At 71.4% G+C, this 19,646-nt stretch carries 17 protein-coding genes; 10 read left to right on the top strand and 7 right to left on the bottom strand.

The genetic code is table 11. From position 1 onward, the window contains the following. The first annotated feature begins 40 nt into the window (after positions 1–40). The 3 genes from AB0395_RS39240 (at position 41) to AB0395_RS39230 (ending at position 5,221) form a co-directional block, all read left to right on the top strand. The gene (locus tag AB0395_RS39240; protein WP_366290426.1) at positions 41–955 is read left to right on the top strand and encodes a DUF998 domain-containing protein; all 915 of its coding nucleotides are present in this window, start codon (positions 41–43) and stop codon (positions 953–955) included. A 364-nt stretch (positions 956–1,319) separates the two neighbouring features. Then, positions 1,320–2,252, top strand: a complete 933-nt coding sequence (locus AB0395_RS39235) for an acyl-ACP desaturase (RefSeq protein ID WP_366290424.1) — start codon at positions 1,320–1,322, stop codon at positions 2,250–2,252. Between the two features lie 134 nt (positions 2,253–2,386). After that, entirely contained in the window at positions 2,387–5,221 is a 2,835-nt protein-coding gene (locus AB0395_RS39230; protein ID WP_366290421.1) for a DUF6493 family protein, read from the top strand. A 227-nt stretch (positions 5,222–5,448) separates the two neighbouring features. Here the strand turns inward: AB0395_RS39230 and AB0395_RS39225 are convergent, their stop codons facing one another. Beyond that, positions 5,449–6,684: an FAD-dependent oxidoreductase gene (locus AB0395_RS39225; protein WP_366290418.1), complete on the bottom strand. Its 1,236-nt coding sequence runs from the start codon at positions 6,682–6,684 to the stop codon at positions 5,449–5,451. Between the two features lie 81 nt (positions 6,685–6,765). Further along, a complete protein-coding gene (locus tag AB0395_RS39220) occupies positions 6,766–7,509 on the bottom strand; it encodes a hypothetical protein (RefSeq protein WP_366290415.1) in 744 nt (247 codons plus the stop codon). 192 nt (positions 7,510–7,701) lie between these two features. Here AB0395_RS39220 and AB0395_RS39215 point away from each other — a divergent pair, with 192 nt between their 5' ends. After that, on the top strand, positions 7,702–8,181 hold the full coding sequence (locus tag AB0395_RS39215) for a MarR family transcriptional regulator (protein WP_366290412.1): 480 nt from the start codon (positions 7,702–7,704) through the stop codon (positions 8,179–8,181). Beyond that, positions 8,147–10,960 carry a PEP/pyruvate-binding domain-containing protein gene (locus tag AB0395_RS39210; RefSeq protein WP_366290410.1) on the top strand — a complete coding sequence of 938 codons (2,814 nt, stop codon included), beginning with the start codon at positions 8,147–8,149 and terminating at the stop codon, positions 10,958–10,960. The genes AB0395_RS39215 and AB0395_RS39210 overlap by 35 nt, the downstream gene beginning before the upstream one ends. Positions 10,961–11,030: 70 nt before the next feature. On the opposite strand, the gene AB0395_RS39205 is transcribed toward AB0395_RS39210, so the two are convergent. Continuing rightward, a complete protein-coding gene (locus AB0395_RS39205; RefSeq protein ID WP_366290484.1) occupies positions 11,031–11,951 on the bottom strand; it encodes a phosphotransferase in 921 nt (306 codons plus the stop codon). Between the two features lie 313 nt (positions 11,952–12,264). Here AB0395_RS39205 and AB0395_RS39200 point away from each other — a divergent pair, with 313 nt between their 5' ends. From AB0395_RS39200 to AB0395_RS39185, 4 genes are all read left to right on the top strand, one after another. Then, positions 12,265–13,200 carry a carbohydrate kinase gene (locus AB0395_RS39200; protein ID WP_366290407.1) on the top strand — a complete coding sequence of 312 codons (936 nt, stop codon included), beginning with the start codon at positions 12,265–12,267 and terminating at the stop codon, positions 13,198–13,200. A gap of 518 nt (positions 13,201–13,718) precedes the next feature. After that, positions 13,719–14,201 carry a hypothetical protein gene (locus AB0395_RS39195; RefSeq protein ID WP_366290405.1) on the top strand — a complete coding sequence of 161 codons (483 nt, stop codon included), beginning with the start codon at positions 13,719–13,721 and terminating at the stop codon, positions 14,199–14,201. Between the two features lie 462 nt (positions 14,202–14,663). Beyond that, entirely contained in the window at positions 14,664–15,245 is a 582-nt protein-coding gene (locus AB0395_RS39190) for a carbonic anhydrase (protein WP_366290403.1), read from the top strand. 11 nt (positions 15,246–15,256) lie between these two features. Next, positions 15,257–16,741 (top strand): SulP family inorganic anion transporter, encoded by a 1,485-nt coding sequence (locus AB0395_RS39185; protein WP_366290401.1) that lies wholly within the window; start codon positions 15,257–15,259, stop codon positions 16,739–16,741. Between the two features lie 272 nt (positions 16,742–17,013). On the opposite strand, the gene AB0395_RS39180 is transcribed toward AB0395_RS39185, so the two are convergent. Next, complete coding sequence (locus AB0395_RS39180) at positions 17,014–17,412, bottom strand: transposase (RefSeq protein ID WP_366290481.1); 399 nt, start codon at positions 17,410–17,412, stop codon at positions 17,014–17,016. After that, positions 17,402–17,617 (bottom strand): IS200/IS605 family transposase, encoded by a 216-nt coding sequence (gene tnpA, locus AB0395_RS39175; RefSeq protein ID WP_366290398.1) that lies wholly within the window; start codon positions 17,615–17,617, stop codon positions 17,402–17,404. The genes AB0395_RS39180 and tnpA overlap by 11 nt, the downstream gene beginning before the upstream one ends. A 370-nt stretch (positions 17,618–17,987) precedes the next feature. On the opposite strand from tnpA, the gene AB0395_RS39170 reads away from it, so the two are divergent. Beyond that, positions 17,988–18,155: a hypothetical protein gene (locus AB0395_RS39170; protein ID WP_366290395.1), complete on the top strand. Its 168-nt coding sequence runs from the start codon at positions 17,988–17,990 to the stop codon at positions 18,153–18,155. Here AB0395_RS39170 and AB0395_RS39165 read toward each other — a convergent pair. Together AB0395_RS39165 and AB0395_RS39160 are read right to left on the bottom strand one after the other, a co-directional pair. Beyond that, positions 18,152–19,345 (bottom strand): DUF418 domain-containing protein, encoded by a 1,194-nt coding sequence (locus AB0395_RS39165; RefSeq protein ID WP_366290392.1) that lies wholly within the window; start codon positions 19,343–19,345, stop codon positions 18,152–18,154. The genes AB0395_RS39170 and AB0395_RS39165 overlap by 4 nt on opposite strands. A gap of 37 nt (positions 19,346–19,382) precedes the next feature. After that, positions 19,383–19,646, bottom strand: a 264-nt coding sequence (locus AB0395_RS39160; RefSeq protein ID WP_366290389.1) for a hypothetical protein, incomplete at its 5' end; no start/stop codon positions are given.

Raw genomic sequence — 19,646 nt, 5'->3', positions numbered from 1 at the left:
CAGAGACGCCGTCAACGGAAGCTCTGCGAGTGGAGGCATCGTGAACGAAGGCCCTGTGATCGGAGGCCTCACGGCAGGAGGTGCCGCGGCGGGAAGCGTCGCGGGCATCGCCGGCAGGAGTGCCGCGAGCGGGCGCACCGTGTGGCGCTGGCCGGGAATGGCCGGGGCGGCACTGGCTCTGATCGCGACGGTCTACGCGCACGTGGCCGCCGGTCACGTAGACCCGATGACGACGCTGATCAGCGACTATGCCCTGCTCGACACCAGTGCCCTGGCACTGGTCTGTGGCACGATCATGCTTGCTATCGGCTCGGTGTGGGTCGCGTACGGCCTGGCACAGGTCGACCCCGCACGCAGCGCGGCAGCCCGGGTGCTCTTCATCGCCGGGGCCGTCGGGCTGCTGCTCACCGCGGCCTTCACGACGGACGCGGCACCGGGCACCATGTCGGCGGGCGGGGAGATCCACCGCTGGTCGGCGGCCGTGGTCTTCACCGCGCTGCCCTGCGCGGGCTGGATGCTCGGCAAGCGGTTCAGGAGTCCGGCGCTGTCGGTCGTCAGCGTGCTGTCGGTCGTGTTCCTCGCCACGTTCCTGGCCGCCCACCCGGGCTCGCTGGTCTCGGACCTGATCCACGGCCCCGAGTACTACGGCCTGGTCCAGCGCCTGCTCGTCCTGAGCGACGCGACGGTGGTCTTCCTGGCCGCCATGAGCCTGGGCGAGTCCCACGGGGGCGGCAAGGGAGGTGAGGACGGCGAGGGAATCGTCCTCCCCCTTCGCCGCAGGACCGGGACGGGAGGGCCCTCTGGCGAGGCCGGGGCCTCTCCCCTGCTCAGCACCGCCATGCGGCCCGCCCTCGGCATCGCCGTGCAGTCCGCCTCGCGCGGCGCCGCCGCCGTACAGTCGCCCGCGAGCAACGTCACGAGCCCGTGTCTGCCGATGGGCCTCGGCTCGGCTTGAGCCCCCCGTTCGGGGACGGGGAACTCGGGGACGGGAACTCGGGGACGAGGAAGAGGTCAGGCGGAGGGGCGGGCCTGCCCGCCGCCTGCCTCAGGGACGGACCGGACCCGGCGCCCGGTATCCCGGCCCTTGGCACCAAACCACGGCCCCCGCGCCGCTCGGCGCGATTCCCATGGGTGCTCGATGCGATTCCCATGAACGGTGCGGAAATCCCAGATCCGCCGATGTCCGGCTCGCCTCCCGGCCCTGAGCCGGTCGAGGACGCCCCTTCCTGACGACGAGACGGCTTATCCCGCGTACCCGGCCTCGGGCTACCTACGCTAACGTAGGTTACGGTTCCGTAGTCTGTGAGGGAGAAGACCGCATGCGAGAGTTCAGCCAGACCGAGCTGCTGCTTGAGCTTGAGCCCGTCGTCGCCGGGGAGCTGGACCGGCATCACAAGGTGGCCAAGGAGTGGTTCCCGCACGAGTACGTCCCGTGGTCGGAGGGCAGGGACTACGACGGCTTGTTCGGCGGCGACGCCTGGGTCGAGACTGACTCCAAGCTCCCCGAGGAGGCGCGGATCTCTCTCATCGTCAACCTGCTCACCGAGGACAACCTCCCCAGCTACCACTATGAGATCGCCACGGCCTTCAGCCGTGACGCCGCCTGGGGCACCTGGGTGCACCGGTGGACCGCGGAGGAGGGCCGCCACGGCACCGCACTGCGCGACTATCTGACGGTCACCCGCGCGGTCGACCCGGTCGCGCTCGAGCGTGCCCGCATGTCGCACATGGAGGAGGGGTTCAGCAACTCCTACGAGGGCGTGCTCCACTCGCTGGCATACGTCTCCTTCCAGGAGCTGGCCACCCGCATCTCGCACCGCAACACCGGCAGGGCCTCCCAGGACCCGAACTGTGAGCGGCTGCTCGCCAGGATCGCCGCCGACGAGAACCTGCACATGCTCTTCTACCGCAACCTGCTCGACGCGGCCTTCAAGCTGACCCCCAGCCAGACGATGCGCGCCGTCACCGACGTGGTGACCACCTTCCAGATGCCGGGCACCGGGATCGAGGGCTTCAGCCGCAAGGCGATGATCATCGCCAACGCCGGGATCTACGACCTGCGCCTGCACCTCGACGACGTCCTCATGCCGGTCCTGCGCCAGTGGGACGTCTTCGACATGAAGGACCTCGACGGCGAGGGTGAGAAGGCCCGTGAGGAGCTCGCCGAGTTCCTCGCCCGCCTCGAGGTCTCCGCCTCCCGCTTCGTCGAGCGCCGCGAGGCCCGCCGCGCCCGCCAGGCCGCCACCTCCTGACCGTCCCCTCTCCCGCCTGTCGCGGATCGCGCTCTTCGAAGAACGCGGCCCGCGACAGGCCTTTCCACGCTCCGGCCCCGTGCCGGACGGTCGCGGGCGCGTGATTGTCGGTGGGCGTCCCTATGGTGCCGATCATGAACAATGCGGTGCGGGTGCACCCTGTGAGCACGGCGTGGGACACGGTCCGCGAGGCGATCGACGCCGAGGACGCCTGTGCCGTCGCGGCGCTGGTGACCCGGTTCGACGACGCGGAGCGGCGGGAGGTGGCGCGTGAGCTGCCCGGCTATCTGCCGGTCGCGCGCCGTCTGGGGGAGGAGCGGGAAAGCGCCAGGGAGGAGGCGCGGGAACGGAGGCGGCAGGAGCGGCTGGCCGAGCACCGCCGTGAGGCGGCCAGGCGGGGCTGGTCCGAGGAGGAGATGTGGGACCGCTGGCACTCCCACAACCACGACCACACCCCCTGGGATGAGCGGCTGGGCGAGCGGTGGATCGAGCCCATGCGCGTCGCGGGCGCGGGGACGATCTCCGGAGCCTCCGCCGTGGTCTCCTGGCTGAACCGCCGCGAGTTCCGGCGCTGGTGGGAGCCGCGCGGCGGCGACGACGTGCCGCTGATCCTCCAGGCCGTCGCCGCCAGGCCCGCGCCCTGGCAGGGTGACCTGGCCGTCCGCCTGGCCCTGCGGCTGCGCGGCCTGCGCCCGACCGTTGACCGGTCCGTCAGGCTGACGCTGGAGCTATTGCGCCGCACCGGGGCCGAGCCGCCCGCGCACGACCCGCTCACCGTCGCCTGGATCGCGGCCGTTCCCTCGGCCAGGAGCCTGGGCGGGGACCCCCTGTTCGAGGCGATGCTGCCCCGGCTGTTCGAGGCAGAGGGGGTGGGCAGGGCGCTGCGCGACGAGCGTGACTGGCCGCTCGCCCTCGTCTCCCTCGCCGGCAAGGGCAGGATCGACCGCCAGGTGCTGCTCGACGGCTGTCTCAGCCGCTTCCTGCGGGGCGGCTCGGCTCCCGACATGCGATTCTTCGTCCGCCTGCACGAGGCGCTCGCCCCCGCGGCCGAGGAGGTGGACGCGCGCCGCCCTGACTACCTGCGATTGCTGCCCGCCGCCCCGGCCAACGTCGCCGACCTCGCGCTCAAGCAGCTGCGCCGTCTCGACCCGGTGGAGGCCGAGGAGGCGGGCGAGGCGGTCGAAGGCCTGCTCTTCCGCGCGGAGAGCAGGCTGGTGCGCGCCGGGCTCGCCTGGCTCGACCGGCTCGTCCGCGACCATCGGGGAGATCTCGACGACTACGCTCCCGCCCTGGCGGTCGCGCTCGCCGCCGAGTCCACCGAGGCCCGTGAGCGCGCCGTGCGGCTGGTCGTCAAGCACGCGGGGCGGTTCACCCCGTCGGGCGCGGAGGCGATCCGCGACGTCGTGGCCCTGCTGCCCGCGGAGGCGGGGGCCCGCCTCGCCGCGGTCTTCGGCGGCGAGGCGGCGGTCGCCGAGCCCGCGCCTCGCCCTGAGCCGTTCACCCCGCCGCCGCTGCCGCCCGCGCCGCGGCCGAACCCCCTGCGCCCGCGGGTCCTCACTCCGACCGGGCTGCTGGCGCTCAGGCCGAGGACGTACGACTGGCTGGGCGCCGAGCACTGGCTCGACGGGTTCGTCAGGCTGGCCGCCCAGGACCGCGCCGCGCTGACCGCCGCGCTCGCCCCCACCGCCGCGCTCTTCAAGGACAAGCGATACCGGTCGGCTCAGTGGCGGGAGCTGGGCGACTGGACGGCGGCGATGGCCAGGGAGCTGGCCGAGCCGGGCGTGGAGTCCAGGGCGGCCATGCCGGAGCAGTACGGCCCGCCCCGGCTCCCCCTGGAGCGGGTGCCGGAACCCGGGCGCTGTACGCACGGGCGGCTCCTGCCGCTGCGTCGCTTCGCCGAGGTCTACCAGGCGCTCGTCGAGGACAGGCTGCCGCCGTACCTCCTGGCCACGCCGACCCACGACAACGGCCTCCTGGAGGCGGAGCGGCTGGTGGAGAGGCTGGAGGGATACGAGCGGGCGGGCGTCGAGGCGCTCCCGGTCGACCTGGAGCAGGCGCTGCTGCGCCTGCCCCGCACGGTGCCCGACGAGGTGGCCGGGCGAATCGCCCGGCTGACCGGCGAGGCCGGCCGCGCCGCCGCGCGCTGGACGGCGGCCCGCCCCGATCCGCGGATCACCCTGCGCTGGGAGAAGGACGACCAGGACACCCGGGTCGTACCGGACGCCGCCGGCGGGCCGACGGGCCTGAGGGTGCTCGACGACGTACTCACCATCCCCCGGCGGGATGAGACGTGCGACGGCCTGCTCGCCGTACTGCCCGCGCACCGGGAGGTGGTCGCCGCGCACGCCGTCCAGACATTGCTGTCCTACAGGCACTACAGCAAGCCGTCGCTCGCGGATCTGGACGCGCTGGCCACCGCCGAAGGTCCCGGAGGCGAAGGCATGGCGCTGCTCCTGGCTCACTGTCTATACGAGGGGCCGGGGGACGAAGTCGTGCCGCCGTTCCTGCGGCTGGCCGCCTCAGGAGGGTTCCCGGGTGAGGAGGTGGGCAGGCAGCTGGTGACGCTCCTGCGCCACAGCGGCGACTCCCCAACCCAGGCGCTGGCCGCGCTGCGGGTCGCGGCCCGGCAGGGCGCGCACCGTGAGGTGTGGCAGGTGATGGCCGGCCTGCTGCCCGCCTACCTGCCCGGATCCGGCGAACGGGCCACGACCCTGCACACCAGGCTGGTGGAGTTCGCCGCCGACGTGGCCGAGTGGGCGCAGGCCAGGGGCGAACTGCCGGAGATCGCGCGGCTCGCCGCCAGACAGCGGACCAGCGAGCTGGTACGGCAGGCCCGCCGCCTGCACGACCAGCTCACCGGACAGCGCGACGACCACGGCCCGGAGAGCTCGCAACCGCCGAACCACAGCCCGGAGAGCTCACAGCCGCCGGAGCCCGCCCCTCACGGAGACGAAGCGGACCTCCCTTGACATCCTCCCGGCCCCCGGAGAGACCGGGATTCCCGGCCGAAGCCAGGTGGTTCGCGGTTCACAGCCCCGCCCAGCGGCTGGAGGACTCCCCGCGCCGCCCTCCACGCCGTGGGGCGGCACAACAACGCCAGCTTGGCTATCACCGACCCCATCACCGTAACAAGCCCCGCCGGGACGGCTCCCCGTGACAGCGGGGCCGGTCCTTTCGGGACGCCGTCAGGACTGGGTCAGCCCTTGGCGAGGTCAGCCAGCGGCACGCCGGGGTCGGCGAGGCGGGCGGGGTCGACGGGCGCTCCCAGGCGGATCAGGTCCTGCACCGGGGCGATGCCGTCGTCCCACAGATTGACGTGCATCCCCGCGACGACGCGCCCCCCGGTGAGCCAGAAGGCGTAGAAGGCCTGCGCCTCCCGGTCTCCCCTGACAACGACCGAGTCGTAGCCGCCGGGCGCGAACCAGCCGGAGAACTCCATGCCGACGTCGTACTGGTCGGTAAAGAAGTAGGGCGGCCTGTCGTAGACGACGTCCTGTCCGAGCATGGCCCTGCCCGCGGCCAGGCCGCCGTTGAGCGCGTTGGCCCAGTGCTCGACGCGGATGCGGGTGCCGTACAGCGGGTTGAAGGCGTTGGCCACGTCGCCCGCGGCGTAGACGTCGGGGTCCTCGGTGCGGAGGGAGGCATCGACGACGATGCCGTTCTCGACGGCCAGGCCGGACAGCACGGCCAGCTCGACGTTGGGCCGCACGCCCGCGCCCACGATCACGATGTCGGCGGGAAGCTCTGCGCCGTCGTCGGTCGCCACCGCCCTGACCCGGCCTTCACCGAGGAAGGCGGTCACCTGACGGCCGAGCCGCAGGTCGACCCCGTGCCGCCGGTGGACCTCGGCGAAGAAAGCGCCCATCTCCGGCCCGAGCGAGGCCTCCAACGGCACCGACCGCGGCTCGACGACGGTCACCTCGCAGCCGTACTCGCGCGCGGCCGCCGCGGTCTCGAGACCGATCCACCCGGCCCCGACGACGACCACCCGGCCGCCGCCCCTGATCGCCTCGCGGAGCCGTTCGGAGTCTCCGAGGCTGCGAAGGTAGTACAGACCGTCCAGCTCGGCGCCGGGTACGTCGAGGCGGCGCGGAGAGGCACCCGGGACGAGCAGCAGCTTGTCGTAGCCGATCCGCCCGCCGCCGTCGAGCTCCAGCCTGCGCGATTCCCGGTCGAGGTTGGTCACCTGCTCGCCGAGCACCAGCTCGACGGAGTGCTCGCGGTACCAGGCCTCGTCGTGGACGTAGACCTTGGCCTTCTCCTCCTTGCCCAGCAGGTAGCCCTTCGACAGCGGGGGCCGTTCGTAGGGCAGCTCGGTCTCGGCGCCGACGAGCGTGATCCCGCCGTCGAAGCCCTCCTCCCGCAGGGACTGGGCGGCCTTCGCACCGGCGAGGCCGGCGCCAACGATGACGTACGTCTGCTCGGTAGTCATGCCCTCCTTCTTATCCAATTCCCCTGCCGGTTTCGATCAGTTGGCGCAATCACCTCGGAAGTGGCGTCCCCACCCGGGGCTCTACAGCGAGATGAGGTCCTCGCGCGCACGCGGGCCCGTCGCCGTCTGTATGCGGTGCGGGCCGGTGCGCCGCAGCTTCCAGGTGCCGTTTCCCTCGACCGTCACGAGGAACATCCCGTCGACGAGCTCCTCCTCGACCTCGCAGGTGTCGATCTCGTTGGCCAGCAGGCTTGAGCCGTCCTCGGTGTAGCCCTCGACCACGAAGTTGTCGTCCCCGGTGAACGCCGACGTGATCGTCTCGCCCTCCTCGGCCTCGGGGTCCAGGTAGAGCACGTCGTCTCCGAACCCCTTGGCCAGCGGGCCCTCCCACACGCGGGCCTCCTCGACGGGCTTCAAGGTGATCTCCCAGGAGCCCTGCGCGGTGACCCTCATCGCGGCCACGGGTTCCGCCTCGTCCTCGAGGTTGTACATCCGCGTCCCCCGGTAGTCGCCCTCTCCCTCGGCCAGGAACTCGACGTCGTCTCCTGAGGCGTCGACGCTCTGGACCATGAAGCTTCCCCTGCCGTGGGCTGTGATGGTGATCAGCCCGATCGCGGTCGTCGGCTCGATGGGGATCAGCTTGTCGCCCGACCCCCGGTAGCGCCCCACCGCGGCCCGGTGCGTCGGCGTCGCGGACGCCGTCACCGTCGGGGTCACGGTCGGTGCGGCCGTGGACGCCCTCCCGCCGAGGGGAAGGCGGATGGTGCTGCATCCGGCGAGGCCGAGCACCAGCCCAGCGGTCGCCAGCAACGGCAGAACACGCATTTTTCGATCTTAGCGACACGCACCACGAGCAGAACAGGATAGGCAAAACAGGCATCTTCCACGTTCGGCCGAACGGCAGCGCCCCCTGTCCACGGTCGAGCCTCCTCTTATTTCATCACTTGTTGACTTTCTAGTCTCGTCGACTTACGTTTGCGGAAACACACTGATTGCAGCCATGCAAGGAGTTGTCCCGTGGACAGCGTGGAGCGCGACCGTCTCGCCGACGACATCGGCGACTTCAGGCGGGCCCTGTTCCCCGGCTTCATCCTCCAGCTGCTGCGCGGGTTCGAGGGCGACGAGCCCTCGGTGATCCAGCTCGCCACGCTCTACGTCCTCGACCGTCCCGACCCTCCGGCGCTCGGCGAGCTCGCCGAGCGCGTCGGCCGGTCGGTCTCGGCGACCAGCCGCCTGGTCGACGCGCTCGTACGGCGCGGCCTGGCCGACCGTCGCGAGGACCCGGAGGACCGGCGGCTGCGGCGGATCACTCTCACCGAGAGCGGCACGGGCTTCCTGCGGAGCTTCGAGCGCGCGAGGGCCGACGCCCAGCTCCAGGTCATGACCTATCTCACCGCGGAGGAACGCGCGCTCGTGGCCCAGGCGTTCACCCTGCTCGGCGAAGCATCAAGGAGACGCACCAATGCTCAGCACTCCACTGATCCTGAAGTTCGATGACATCGGGGCCGAGACGCTGCCCCTCGTCGGCGGTAAGGCCGCCAACCTCGGCGTGCTCACCGCGGCCGGGCTCCCCGTCCCGCCGGGGTTGTGCGTCACCACGGAGGCCTACCGCAGAGTGACGGGGCAGGCCGGTCTCGAGGACGTGCTCGACGCTCTGGCCGTCGCCTCCCCCGCAGACGTCAAGACCCTGAACGAGCTGGCCGCGAAGGCCCGTGAGCTGGTGCTCTCCGCCCCGGTCCCGGCTGACATCGCCGACGCCGTACGGCGCAGCGCGCACGGCCCCGTCGCGGTCCGTTCCTCGGCGACCGCGGAGGACCTGCCGCACGCCAGCTTCGCCGGGCAGCAGGACACCTACCTCAACGTGGTCGGCGCGGACGCCGTGCTGGACGCGGTCAGGCACTGCTGGGCCTCGCTGTGGACCGACAGGGCGGTGGCCTACCGGGCGGCCAACGGCATCGACCACCGGACCGTCCTGCTGGCCGTCGTGATCCAGGAGATGGTGCAGTCCGAGGTCGCCGGGGTGATGTTCACCGCCAACCCGGTCACCGGGCGGCGGCACGAGGCGGTGATCGACGCCAGTCCCGGTCTCGGCGAGGCCGTGGTCTCCGGCGCGGTCAACCCCGACCACTTCGTGGTCGACATCGCGACCGGGCGAATCACCGAGCGGCGGCCCGGCGACAAGCTGCTGGCCGTACGATCACTGCCGGGAGGCGGCGTCGAGCGCGTCGAGACCCGGGCTGGAACCTCGACCGAGCAGGCCTGCGTCACGGACGCCCAGATCAGAGCACTGGCCGAGCTGGGGGGACGGGTCGAGGAGCACTACGGGAGCCCGCAGGACACCGAGTGGGCCATCGACGCGGACGGCACGCTGTGGCTGACCCAGTCTCGCCCGATCACCACACTCTTCCCCGTCCCCGGCCGCTCCGTGCCGGACGCGGGAACGAAGGGCACCCGGATCTACTTCTCCGTCAACGTGGCGCAGGGCGTCTACGCGCCCTTCACCCCGATGGGCGTCTCGGCCTTCCGGCTGCTGTCGTCGTCGGGCTCCGCCCTGTTCGGCGCCCCCGTGGCCGACGTGGTCGGCGGGGCTCCGCAGCTCGCGGAGGCGGCGGGACGGCTGTTCTTCGACGTCACCGGGCTCGTGCGCAGCCGGGTCGGCCGCATGCTCCTGCCCCGCGTGCTGGACGTGATGGAGGCCAGATCGGCCGTGGTGCTGCGCGGCCTGTTCGACGACCCCCGCTTCAGCGTGACCCAGCGCTCGGTGCGGCCCGCCCTGCGCAGGTTCCTCGGGATCGCGGCCAGGTTCCGGATTCCCTCACACACCGTACGGGCCGTGCTGAACCCGCCGGCGGCGCGCGAGCGGCTCGAGCGGCTCGGATCACGGCTGCGGGCGGATCTGGCGCCGCTGCCGGAGAGCGCCACGTCGCTGGAGCGGCTCGACCGGGTCGAGCGGATGCTGGGCGTCCACGCCGTCACCCTGCTCCCCCGGGTCGTGCCGGGGCCCGCGGCCGGGTTCGCCATGCTCGGCCTGGCCTCCCGTCTCCTGGGCGAGCAGGCGAGGCCGGGAGATCTCCCGACCGTCCTGCGCGGGCTACCGCACAATGTGACCACCCAGATGGACCTGGCCCTGTGGCACCTGGCAGGCCGGATCAGGGCGGACGAGGAGGCCACGTCCCTGCTGCTCGGCACCCCGGCCGCCGAGCTCGCCGGGCGCTTCCACGACGGGACGTTGCCGGGCGTGGTCGACCGGGGGCTGCGGGGTTTCCTGGCCGTCTACGGCAACCGCGCGGTCGCCGAGATCGACCTCGGCGTCCCGCGCTGGTCGGAGGATCCCACGCACATCATCGGTGTGCTGACCAACTACCTCCGCCTAGAGGACCAGGCGCTGGCTCCCGACGCCGTGTTCGCCAGGGGCGCCGCGGAGGCCGCGCTCATGATCAAGACTCTGGCCACCAGGGCGGGCGGCCCGCGCGGACTGATCGTCCGTTTCGCCCTCGGCAGGGCGCGGGCCCTGGCCGGTCTCCGCGAGCTGCCCAAGTTCTTCATGGTGACCGTCCTGGCCGCGATGCGCGCCGAGCTGAGGACCGTCGGTGCCGACCTGGTGGCCCGCGGCCTCCTCGACTCCTCCGACGACGTCTTCTTCATGACGGCACGGGAGGTCAGGACCGCCCTGACCTCTTCCCCCGACATCTCCGATTTCTCCGATTTCTCCGATTTCTCCGGCTTCTCTGGCTTCTCCGGCGGTGCGGGCGCACAGGGCCCGGGAAGCTCACGGACACCGCGGGCGCTTGTCGCGGAGCGGCGGGAGGAGGCGGCCCGTGAGCGGCGGCGCAGGCACCTGCCCAGGATCGTGCTGTCCGACGGCACCGAGCCTGAGGCCGTCGCCACGGCGACGCCGGTCGACGGCGCGCTGACCGGCACCCCCGCCTCCGCGGGGAGCGTGACCGGGATCGCGAGGGTGGTGCTCGATCCGGTCGGCGCCCACCTCGAACCCGGCGAGATCCTGGTCTGCCCCTCGACCGACCCCGGCTGGACCCCGCTGTTCCTCACCGCGGGCGGCCTGGTGATGGAGATGGGCGGAGCCAACTCGCACGGCGCCGTGGTCGCCCGAGAGTACGGCATCCCCGCGGTCGTCGGCGTCGCCCGCGCGACGGAGCACGTCGTCACGGGCCAGGAGATCACGGTCGACGGCACCTCGGGCACGGTGGTCGTCGCCCCGGGTTCCGGGCCTGCCCCTGAGGGCGCCCCCGGCACACGGCCTCCGTCCCGGGCGTGAGCGAGGTCGGTCGGCGAGACGGACCCGGTCACCCGTGTGGGACCTCCCCCATCGAGGCCGGCCTACCGGGTCAACCGCACAGGACCTTCCCGCACCACTCCAGTCCCGCCGTACCCCGGTCGACCAGGTCCTGGTCGGCGAACTCGTCGGCGCCGAGCAGGCCGAGCAGGGCGAAGGTGTCGGTCGCGTACGCGGCCACCGTCTCCTCCCCGGGCAGGTCCGCCTCCTGCGGGCCGTACCCGGCGAGGAGCGGCCCATCCAGGAGGCCGTAGGCCCTCATCCGGCCGAGTTCGGCGGCGGGATCACCCATGGTGCAGTTGGAGAGGTCGATCACCGCGACGAGGTCGTCCCCGCGGAAGCAGAGGTTTTCCGGGCGGAGGTCCATGTGGAGCAGCCTGCGGGGCGCCTGGGCGCAACGCCGTTCGATCACCGCCGTGGCCGCCTCGACCAAGGCGCGGTGATCCCTGACGGGCACCCGGTCGGCCAGCGCGCCCACCCGCGCCCCGATCCGCCGGATCATCGCCTCTGGAGCGCACTCGGCGCCGAGCAGCGCCCTGAGGGGGCCAGGCACCGGTGTCCGGTGAATCCGCCCAAGGACCTCGCCGAGGCGGTGGAGCTGCGCGTCGCCGAGCTCGGCCACCTCGTCGTTGCCGACAAAGTCCAGCAGCATCCACGAGTGCTCCTCTCCGTCACGGGCACGCCGCCATCCCCTGAGACGGGCGACAGGGACGCCCGCATCCGCGAGGATCCCGTGAACCAGGGCCTCACGTTCGAGCACCGCGCCGAAGTCGACCGTCCCGTCGTACGCCGAGGGGGCGATCTCTCTCAGCGGCACCCTGAGCACGAAACGCCGTTCACCGTCCACCTCGACGAGCAGGGCCGCGTAGTCGGCACCGCGCCGCCATGGCGAGACCCGGCTGCCCCGCGGCAGCCGGTCGGCCAGTTGCCCGGTCATGCGCTCGGCAAGCTGTTCCTCGTCGGGGACTTCCACGCTTCGCAACAAGACGGTCTCTCCCTCTCCGGTGCGATATCGATGCGGCGGGCATCACGGCGCGCAGTCGCGGGCCCGTCCGTTCCACGGCGCGCGGATCACGCTGGGCCGCTTCCCACCCCGGAACCGGCGGCGCCCCCGACTCCAGCATGGCGGGCCGGCACGGCGACCCACGCGAGGGTCCGCGCGACAACCGGGCACGACGGCCCGGCACGGCGACGGTTCGAGTCCTCGACTGTAACAATCGGCTGTGAGGGGGTCGGCGATGCCGAGGGAGCGCCTCCCGTCGAGCCGTCTCAGAAAGGGCGGTCACATGTCCCGCAGCCAGGTAGCCGTGCTCGGCGAGTGCGTCGCCGACGCCTTCGCGACCGGGAGAGCCTCGCAGGGCGAGCTCAGCCTGCGCGTCCTTCCCGGCGGCAGTCCCGCGAACACCGCCGTCGCCCTCTCCCGCCTCGGCACGCCGACCCGCTTCCTCGGGCGCCTCTCCCGAGACTCCTTCGGCGCGCTCTTCCGCTCCCATCTCGACGCCTCGGGGGTCGACCTGACCGGCTGTGTGAGCGCGGCCGAGCCGAGCACGCTCGCGGTGGCCACGCTGGACGAGTCGGGACAGGCGGGGTACTCCTTCTACGCGGAGGGCTCGGCCGACTGGCAGTGGAGCACGGCGGAGCTGACCGCCGAGCGGGTCGGCGACATCTCCTGCCTGCACACCGGCTCCATCGCTTTGGTCCACGCCCCCGGCGCCGAGCGTGTCGAGGAGCTGCTCTCGCGGACCGCGGCACGCGCGACCGTCTCGATCGACCCCAACGTGCGCGCCGGGTTCGTCGACCTGGCCGTCTACCGGAAGGGGATGCTCAGGTGGTGCGCGCTGGCCGACGTCGTCAAGCTGAGTGACGACGACCTGGAGATGATCCACCCCGGCGAGGCCGTCGAGCGGGTCTGCGACACCTGGCATGCGGCGGGCGCGCGGCTGGTCGTGGTGACCCGCGGCCCCGAGGGGGCGCTCGTCTCCCTCGACGGCGAGCGCGCCACGGTGCCCGCTCCCGTCATCAAGGTCGTCGACACCGTCGGCGCGGGCGACTCCTTCACCGCGGGGCTTCTGCACCGGCTGCACACGGACGGCCTGCTCGGCGGGCGGCTCGACGCCCTCGACCTCGACCTGGCCGCGAACGCGGCGGCCTTCGCGGCCCGTGTCGCCGCGTTCACCTGCTCGGTGCCGGGGGCCAACCCACCCTGGGCCCGCGATCTCTGACAAAAATACCAAAAAGCTCTTTACACGCTTATACCTACAGAGCAGCCAAAACTCCTATAAGCGATAGCCGATTATCACATACGCCAACTCTTTCCAGCACATCCTAATGTGATGTCCATCACACCTCATTCTCCGCAGCAGAGAAAGGTGGCGACCCCCCACCACCTTTGGGGGAATTTCTTCTGAAATGCCCCTCAACAAAAGCCGGCATCCAGCAAGAACGGCCGCCACTCACCGGCACGACGAAACGACCCGACACCACCGAGAGCGCCATGGAACCCGTAAGAGGTGAGCAGACCTCGCCTTTTGCTCGGAGCGGCCATTCGACGCCACTCCTCGCCACCCGGTTGGCCCGCTTTCACCCGCGCCTCCCCCACCATTACCGGTTATGCAGAGCGTGGCCGTCCGGTCACGGAATTATGCCTCCGGTGAATCGTGAAGTCGCCCCGGTCTGTCGATTAGCATTTGCGGTGAAAGTCGCCTAAGAGGTGAAACCGACAATGTCATGGAGGTCTGTCGTGGTGCGTCACGTGCCCGTCTGGATCGTGGCCGTGGTGACCTCCTTGCTGTTGACGTACGTCGTCGTCACCCCTGACAACGACCACGGAACGGCGCCGTCGGGTGCCGTTTCTGCTCTCATGGCTGTCTCCGCCTCCGGCGGCGCGGCGCGGGCGACCAGGCTCGCGACCGCCTCCTCCTTCGTCCCGGCCGCAGCCACCATGCGGGACGCCGAATCCACCATCGAACCGGGTGGCCCCCTCGGCATCTCGGTCCGCGGCTGCCGTCACCAGGCGCCGTCGCGATGGGCGGGAGGCAACTGCCTCCGATGCCTGTCCCTGCTGCGCGGCGCCGGCAAGCGACTCTCGTGCGCCGTCGCGGCGTCGGTGCTCTCGTCGTCCGAATCCTCGGCGACGTCACCGACCCGTGCCGGAGCCGAGCGGCATGGGCCGGCAGGTGCCGCGCTACTCTCCCTGCCCCAACTGCAGGTGTTCCGCTGCTGACAGGACCGCTGTCTCACGCGGCCCCGCCGTTTCCCCGCTCTTCTCCCTCTGCGTCTCCCTCCATGTCCCTCCCCGCCGCCTGCGCCGGACGGGCGGACGTGTGAGGCGTGAGGCGTACGCGGGAGCCGCGCGAGACAGCCCGCGATGCCACGGCGCCCCTTCCGATCCCCGCGGCGAGAAAGACGCGACCCGTCCCTCGCCGCGCTCCCCCGCCATCCCGTGAGCCTGACCGGCTGAAACCACCGGGAGGGCGGAGCAGGTCCGCCCTCCCCGCCCATCCGGCCGGGCCGGCGGAGCGACACCCGGGATCCGCGCCACCATCCGCGACAGACATCAGACGTCCACGCGTCCGAACGCGCCGACCGGCAACCGCCGGTTCGGCACGCCCCTCTCCTCCGGTCCTCGTGACCGCCTCCGCTCCATCGACGTGTCCGAAGCAACGACTGTCCGAAGGGCTTTCGCATGCACACATTCATCGAGCACGCCCGATCCTTCCCCGCCAGGGCCGCCGTCGCCGGCGAGCGGCTCGACCGGCTGGCCGCCGGTCAGAAGCCACTGGCGCTGTTCATCACCTGTTCCGACTCCCGCGTCGTCCCGTCTCTGATCACCGGTGCGCACCCCGGGGAACTGTTCGAGCTGCGCACCGCCGGCGGCATCGTGCCCCGCTACAGCCTCGACCGGCCTTCGGGCGAGGTCGCCACCATCGAGTTCGCGATCGAGGCCCTCGGCATCGGCGACATCGTGGTGTGCGGGCACTCGCACTGCGCCGCCGTCGGAGCCGTGGTCCGCCGCGACGACCTGGCCGCCATCCCCGCGCTGGGCGGCTGGCTGGCCCACGCCGCCGACCCCCTGGGCGAGGAGACCGACCTGTCTCTGGCGACCCAGCAGCACGTCCTAGCCCAGCTGGAGCGGCTGCGCGCCTATCCCGTCGTCTGGCGGCGGCTCCAGGACGGCCGTGTCCGTCTGCACGGCTGGTTCTACGAGGTGCACACGGGAAAGGTGTTCACCCACCGGCCCGGTGACGACACGTTCCTACCCCTGTGACGGTGACGACCATGCTGAGAAAGGACCTCGTGTTCCCGTCAACCCTGCGGCACGACGTCGCCGCGTCGTTCGTCGTCTTCCTGGTCGCCCTCCCGCTGTGCGTGGGCGTCGCGGTCGCCTCCGGGGTGCCCGCCGAGCTCGGCCTGATCACCGGCATCGTCGGCGGCCTGGTCACCGGGCTGCTGCCCGGCAGCAGCCTGCAGGTCAGCGGCCCGGCCGCCGGTCTAACCGTCCTGGTCTTCGAGGCCGTGCAGCTCTACGGGATCGCCGCCCTCGGCACGCTGGTGCTGGCGGCCGGGCTCCTGCAGTTGCTGTTGGGCGCGCTGCGCTTCGGCCGCTGGTTCCGGGCCATCTCCGTCGCGGTCGTGGAGGGCATGCTCGCCGGGATCGGGCTGACCATCATCGCCGGGCAGCTGTACGCGATGGCCGGCGCCAAGGCTCCCGGCTCAGGTCTCGGCAAGCTCGCGGGACTGCCCGCGCTGGCCCTCGGCGCCCTCGGCTCCCCTGGCGTCCTGACCGCCCTCTCCGTCGGCGTCGGCACCGTCGCGGTGCTGGCGTTGTGGCCGCGCCTGCCCGCCAGGGCACGGCTGCTGCCGGGGCCGCTGGCGGCGGTCGCTCTGGCCACCGCCGCCGTCGCGGTCCTCGACCTGCCGGTCGCCAGGCTGGAGGTGAACGGCCTGCTCGGCGCGGTCCGGCCACCAGGCCTCGACGACCTGTCCCGGCTCACCGAACTCGGCTTCCTGGGCACCGTGGTGGCGTTCACGCTGATCTCCTCGGCCGAGAGCCTGTTCAGCGCGGCGGCCGTCGACCGCATGCACGACGGCCCCCGCACCGCCTACGACAAGGAGCTCATGGCCCAGGGCGTGGGCAACGCGGTCTGCGGCGCGCTCGGCGCGCTGCCGATGACCGCGGTGATCGTGCGCAGTTCCGCCAACGTGCGAGCCGGTGCGAGGACCAAGGCCTCCCGTGTGCTGCACGGGCTGTGGCTGCTGCTGTTCGCGGCCCTGCTACCCGCCGCCCTTGAGGTCATCCCGCTGGCCGCGCTTGCGGGCGTCCTGGTGCACACCGGGTGGAAGCTCATCCCCGCCGCGCAGCTGCTCTCGCTGTGGCGGCAGCATCGCGGCGAGGCGGTGATCCTGGCCTGCACCGCCGTCGCGGTCGCCACCCTCAACCTGTTTGAGGGTGTGCTGCTCGGGCTGCTCATGGCAGTCGTCAAGACCGCCTGGGAGACCTCTCACGTCCATCTGGAGGTCGACGACGGCGACGCGGACGGGCCGATCAGGGTCACGCTGACCGGCAACGCCACCTTCCTGCGGCTGCCCAAGATGCTCGACACCCTGGAGGCGCTGCCCCGCGACCGCCCCATCGAGCTGGAGCTGTCCGGACTGCGGCACCTGGACCACGCCTGCCGTACGGCGCTGACCTCCTGGGCCGCCAGCCACAACCGGGAGGGAACCCCCGCGGTTTCGGTCCCCGCGGTTCTCACCAACACCTGACCGGCCCCGGGGCGGGAGGAAAGGCCCGCCCCGCCGTACCGGATGTGTCCCCGGCCGGAAGAGACGGTCCTCTTCCGGCCGGGCAGGCCGTGACGGCAGCCCTATCCTGGCGCCGAGTCTGGCGATGATCCCGGCGGCGAGGAAGGATCCGCCGAGGGCGATGAGAGCGTCACCCAGTGCCACGGCGCCCTCCCTCCGGGCGGATTCCGGGCATGGTGAACAGGCATTCGTAGAACGTGACTCCTCCGTTCCCTGAAGGGAGCGGCTTCTCGCTAAGCCGCAGCCGCGGCCTGGCGAAGGGCAAGCCCTGCCCTCAAGATGTTGATCGCCGCGTTCACGTCGGCGTGCGCGGCATGCCCGCACGCCGTACATCGGAAGGCGGCCTGGGTGACGCGGTTCCCAGCAGCGCAATGCCCGCATCGGGCGCACGTGCGGGAGGTGTTGGCGGGGTTCACCGCGACCACTACGCGACCGGCGCTTTCAGCCTTGTCCGCGAGAACCGTCAGGAACACCCCCCAACCCGCGTCCAGGATCGAACGGCTGAGACCGGACTTGGCGGACCCGCCGTTGGGCAGATAACCGCCCGCGCCGTCCGGCTTGGGCGCGGCACGCCTGGTCATGTTCGTGATCTGCAGATCCTCATGAACGATCACGTCATAATCACCGACCAGGGCGAGCGCCGCCTTGTGCGCGCCGTCGAGTCGTTGACGGCGAGTTCTTCGGGTGCGGCTTGACGAACAGGTGTACGTGGTCGGGCATCACCTCGAGCGTCACGATCTGCCAGTCGTGCTCGTCGGCCTTGGCGTGGATCAGCTCCTCCAGGCGCGCCTTGACGCGCCCTGCGAGAACGGGGCGGCGATATTTCGGGCACCACACGACGTGGTACCCGAGGTCATACGCCGCACCGGGGAGGTGCGCGCCTGACGAGTCACACGATCATTATAACAACGTCGCTTGTCTAATGTTTGAGGAAGAGCCCACGATGAGGCCGGAGAAACAACCAGTCAGGGACGGCATTCCCCGTCACCTGAAAACGACGGTCCCCCGCTGAGGTTCCGACGGAAAACCTCCGTCGGACGATCTCGGTTTCGGCGCGTCAGAGATCGCTGGACGGAGGTGCCCTGGGTTCGGAGACATCGCGTACGGCCCGCGCGACAGGGGCCGCGACAGGACGTGGAAGGCGGATTCGCGTCGCCCGCACCGGCGGCCCCTGCCCGGTGACGGGCGGGAGGCTGTGGGCCACCGAATGCGGAAGGACAGGGGGCAGCACCGCGCCGCCCGCCAGCGTGACGGCGAGCCCGGGTTCGTGGTGAAGGCCGTGGGGTACCTGGAGCGGCGCATGGACGACAGCGAAAAGGACCAGCAGAAGGGCGGCGACCGTACCGACGACCTTCCGCGACAAACCGGATCCTAACTCCGAAGGGAATTGTCCGTTATTTTATCATCCGTCACCGAACTATCCTGGTGCCCGGGCCGAGACCGGCGCTGGGGCGCCGTGTAGGCCCACTGCCAGAGGAGTTCGAGCGGTCCCCGCTCGAAGCGGCGCAGCCACAGCGTGGCCAGGGTCATGAACATGACGCAGATGCCCGCCCAGGCGGCCACCGTCCACCACGGCCGCAACCCGTCGAACCGCGAGGCCAGGCCGAGGCCCCAGCCGTAGCAGAGCACCGCACCGGCCAGGTTCTGGAAGACGTAACAGCTCAGCGCGGTACGGCCGACGGCGGTCAGCCCCCTGCGCGCCAGCCCCGGGGCGCCGCTCATCCGGTGCGCGACGGTCGTCACCAGCCCGAGCAGGCCCAGCGCGACCAGGGGCGGCAGCAGGTAGCGGTCGACCAGGAACCAGGCGTCCCCGGCGAAAGCGGTCAGCAGGTTCAGCGGCAGGCCCACGCCTCCGGCGACCATGAGTTTGCGGCGAAGGGCGGTGCCCCGCTCCGAGTCCTCGAAGACCCCGGCGCGCACCAGCCGTGAGCCGAGCAGGAACAGCACGACGCCCAGCGGGACGATGAACACGGCCTCGATCCGGTAGAGGCCGATCAGGTGGATCCTGGCGGCAACCTGGTCGAGGTAGCTCCCGTCGGAGAACAACGTCGAGGGCGCGCTCCCCGGCGAGGCGGTCAGGGAGGCCCTGCCGTACAGCAGGGCGAGGGTGGCGAGAGTCACCAGGGCGGTGAGCACCGAGCCGACGGCGATCATCCATGCCCTGACCACCCGGTCGCTCCTGCCGATGAGGTACGCCACCAGGACCGAGACCACGGCGTAGCCCATGAGCACGTCAAACTCGAAGATCAGCACGTAGTGGAGCAGTCCTTCGGCGAACAGCAGCGCCGCCCGCCACAGGTACCAGCCGGGCCAGGTGGCACCCCGCCGCATGGCGGAGCGATACTGCAGTTCCATTCCCACCCCGAACAGCAGGGTCAGCAGGGCCAGGAACTTGCCGTTCGTCAGGAAGCGCAGGAAGGTCTCCACGGCTCCGTGAGCGCCAAGCGCCTCCATGATCCCGGCTGGGCCCTGGGGGCTGGTGAAAATCCAGATGTTGGTGCCCAGGGTGCCCATGATGGCAACGCCCCTGAGTACGTCGAGAACGTCGATGCGTCGTGTCGTCACGCTCCCACGATGTCCGGCCTCCTGTGTCCGGGCATCGTCATCCAGGCCCATTCACCTCGTACATCGATGGCGCGACCTGCACGCCCAGCAGCCGCGGTATCTCGCTCGGCGCGATCGCCGAGGACGGATCGTTGGCGCGGCTCATCAACGCCACCTGGATCAAGCCCACCCGTCGCCACGGCAACGTGGAGGAACCGGTCTGGACCTTGTCGGCGACCATCTGGCTGGCGATGAAGCCGGTGGGCGCGCCCCGGCGGATCACATGCGTCAGCCGGGGCAGCTTGGTCCCCGGAGCGATCTC

This window comes from Streptosporangium sp. NPDC051023 (assembly GCF_040689595.1).
Classification (GTDB): Bacteria; Actinomycetota; Actinomycetes; order Streptosporangiales; family Streptosporangiaceae; genus Streptosporangium.
This window is presented reverse-complemented; position numbering and strand designations above follow the sequence as displayed.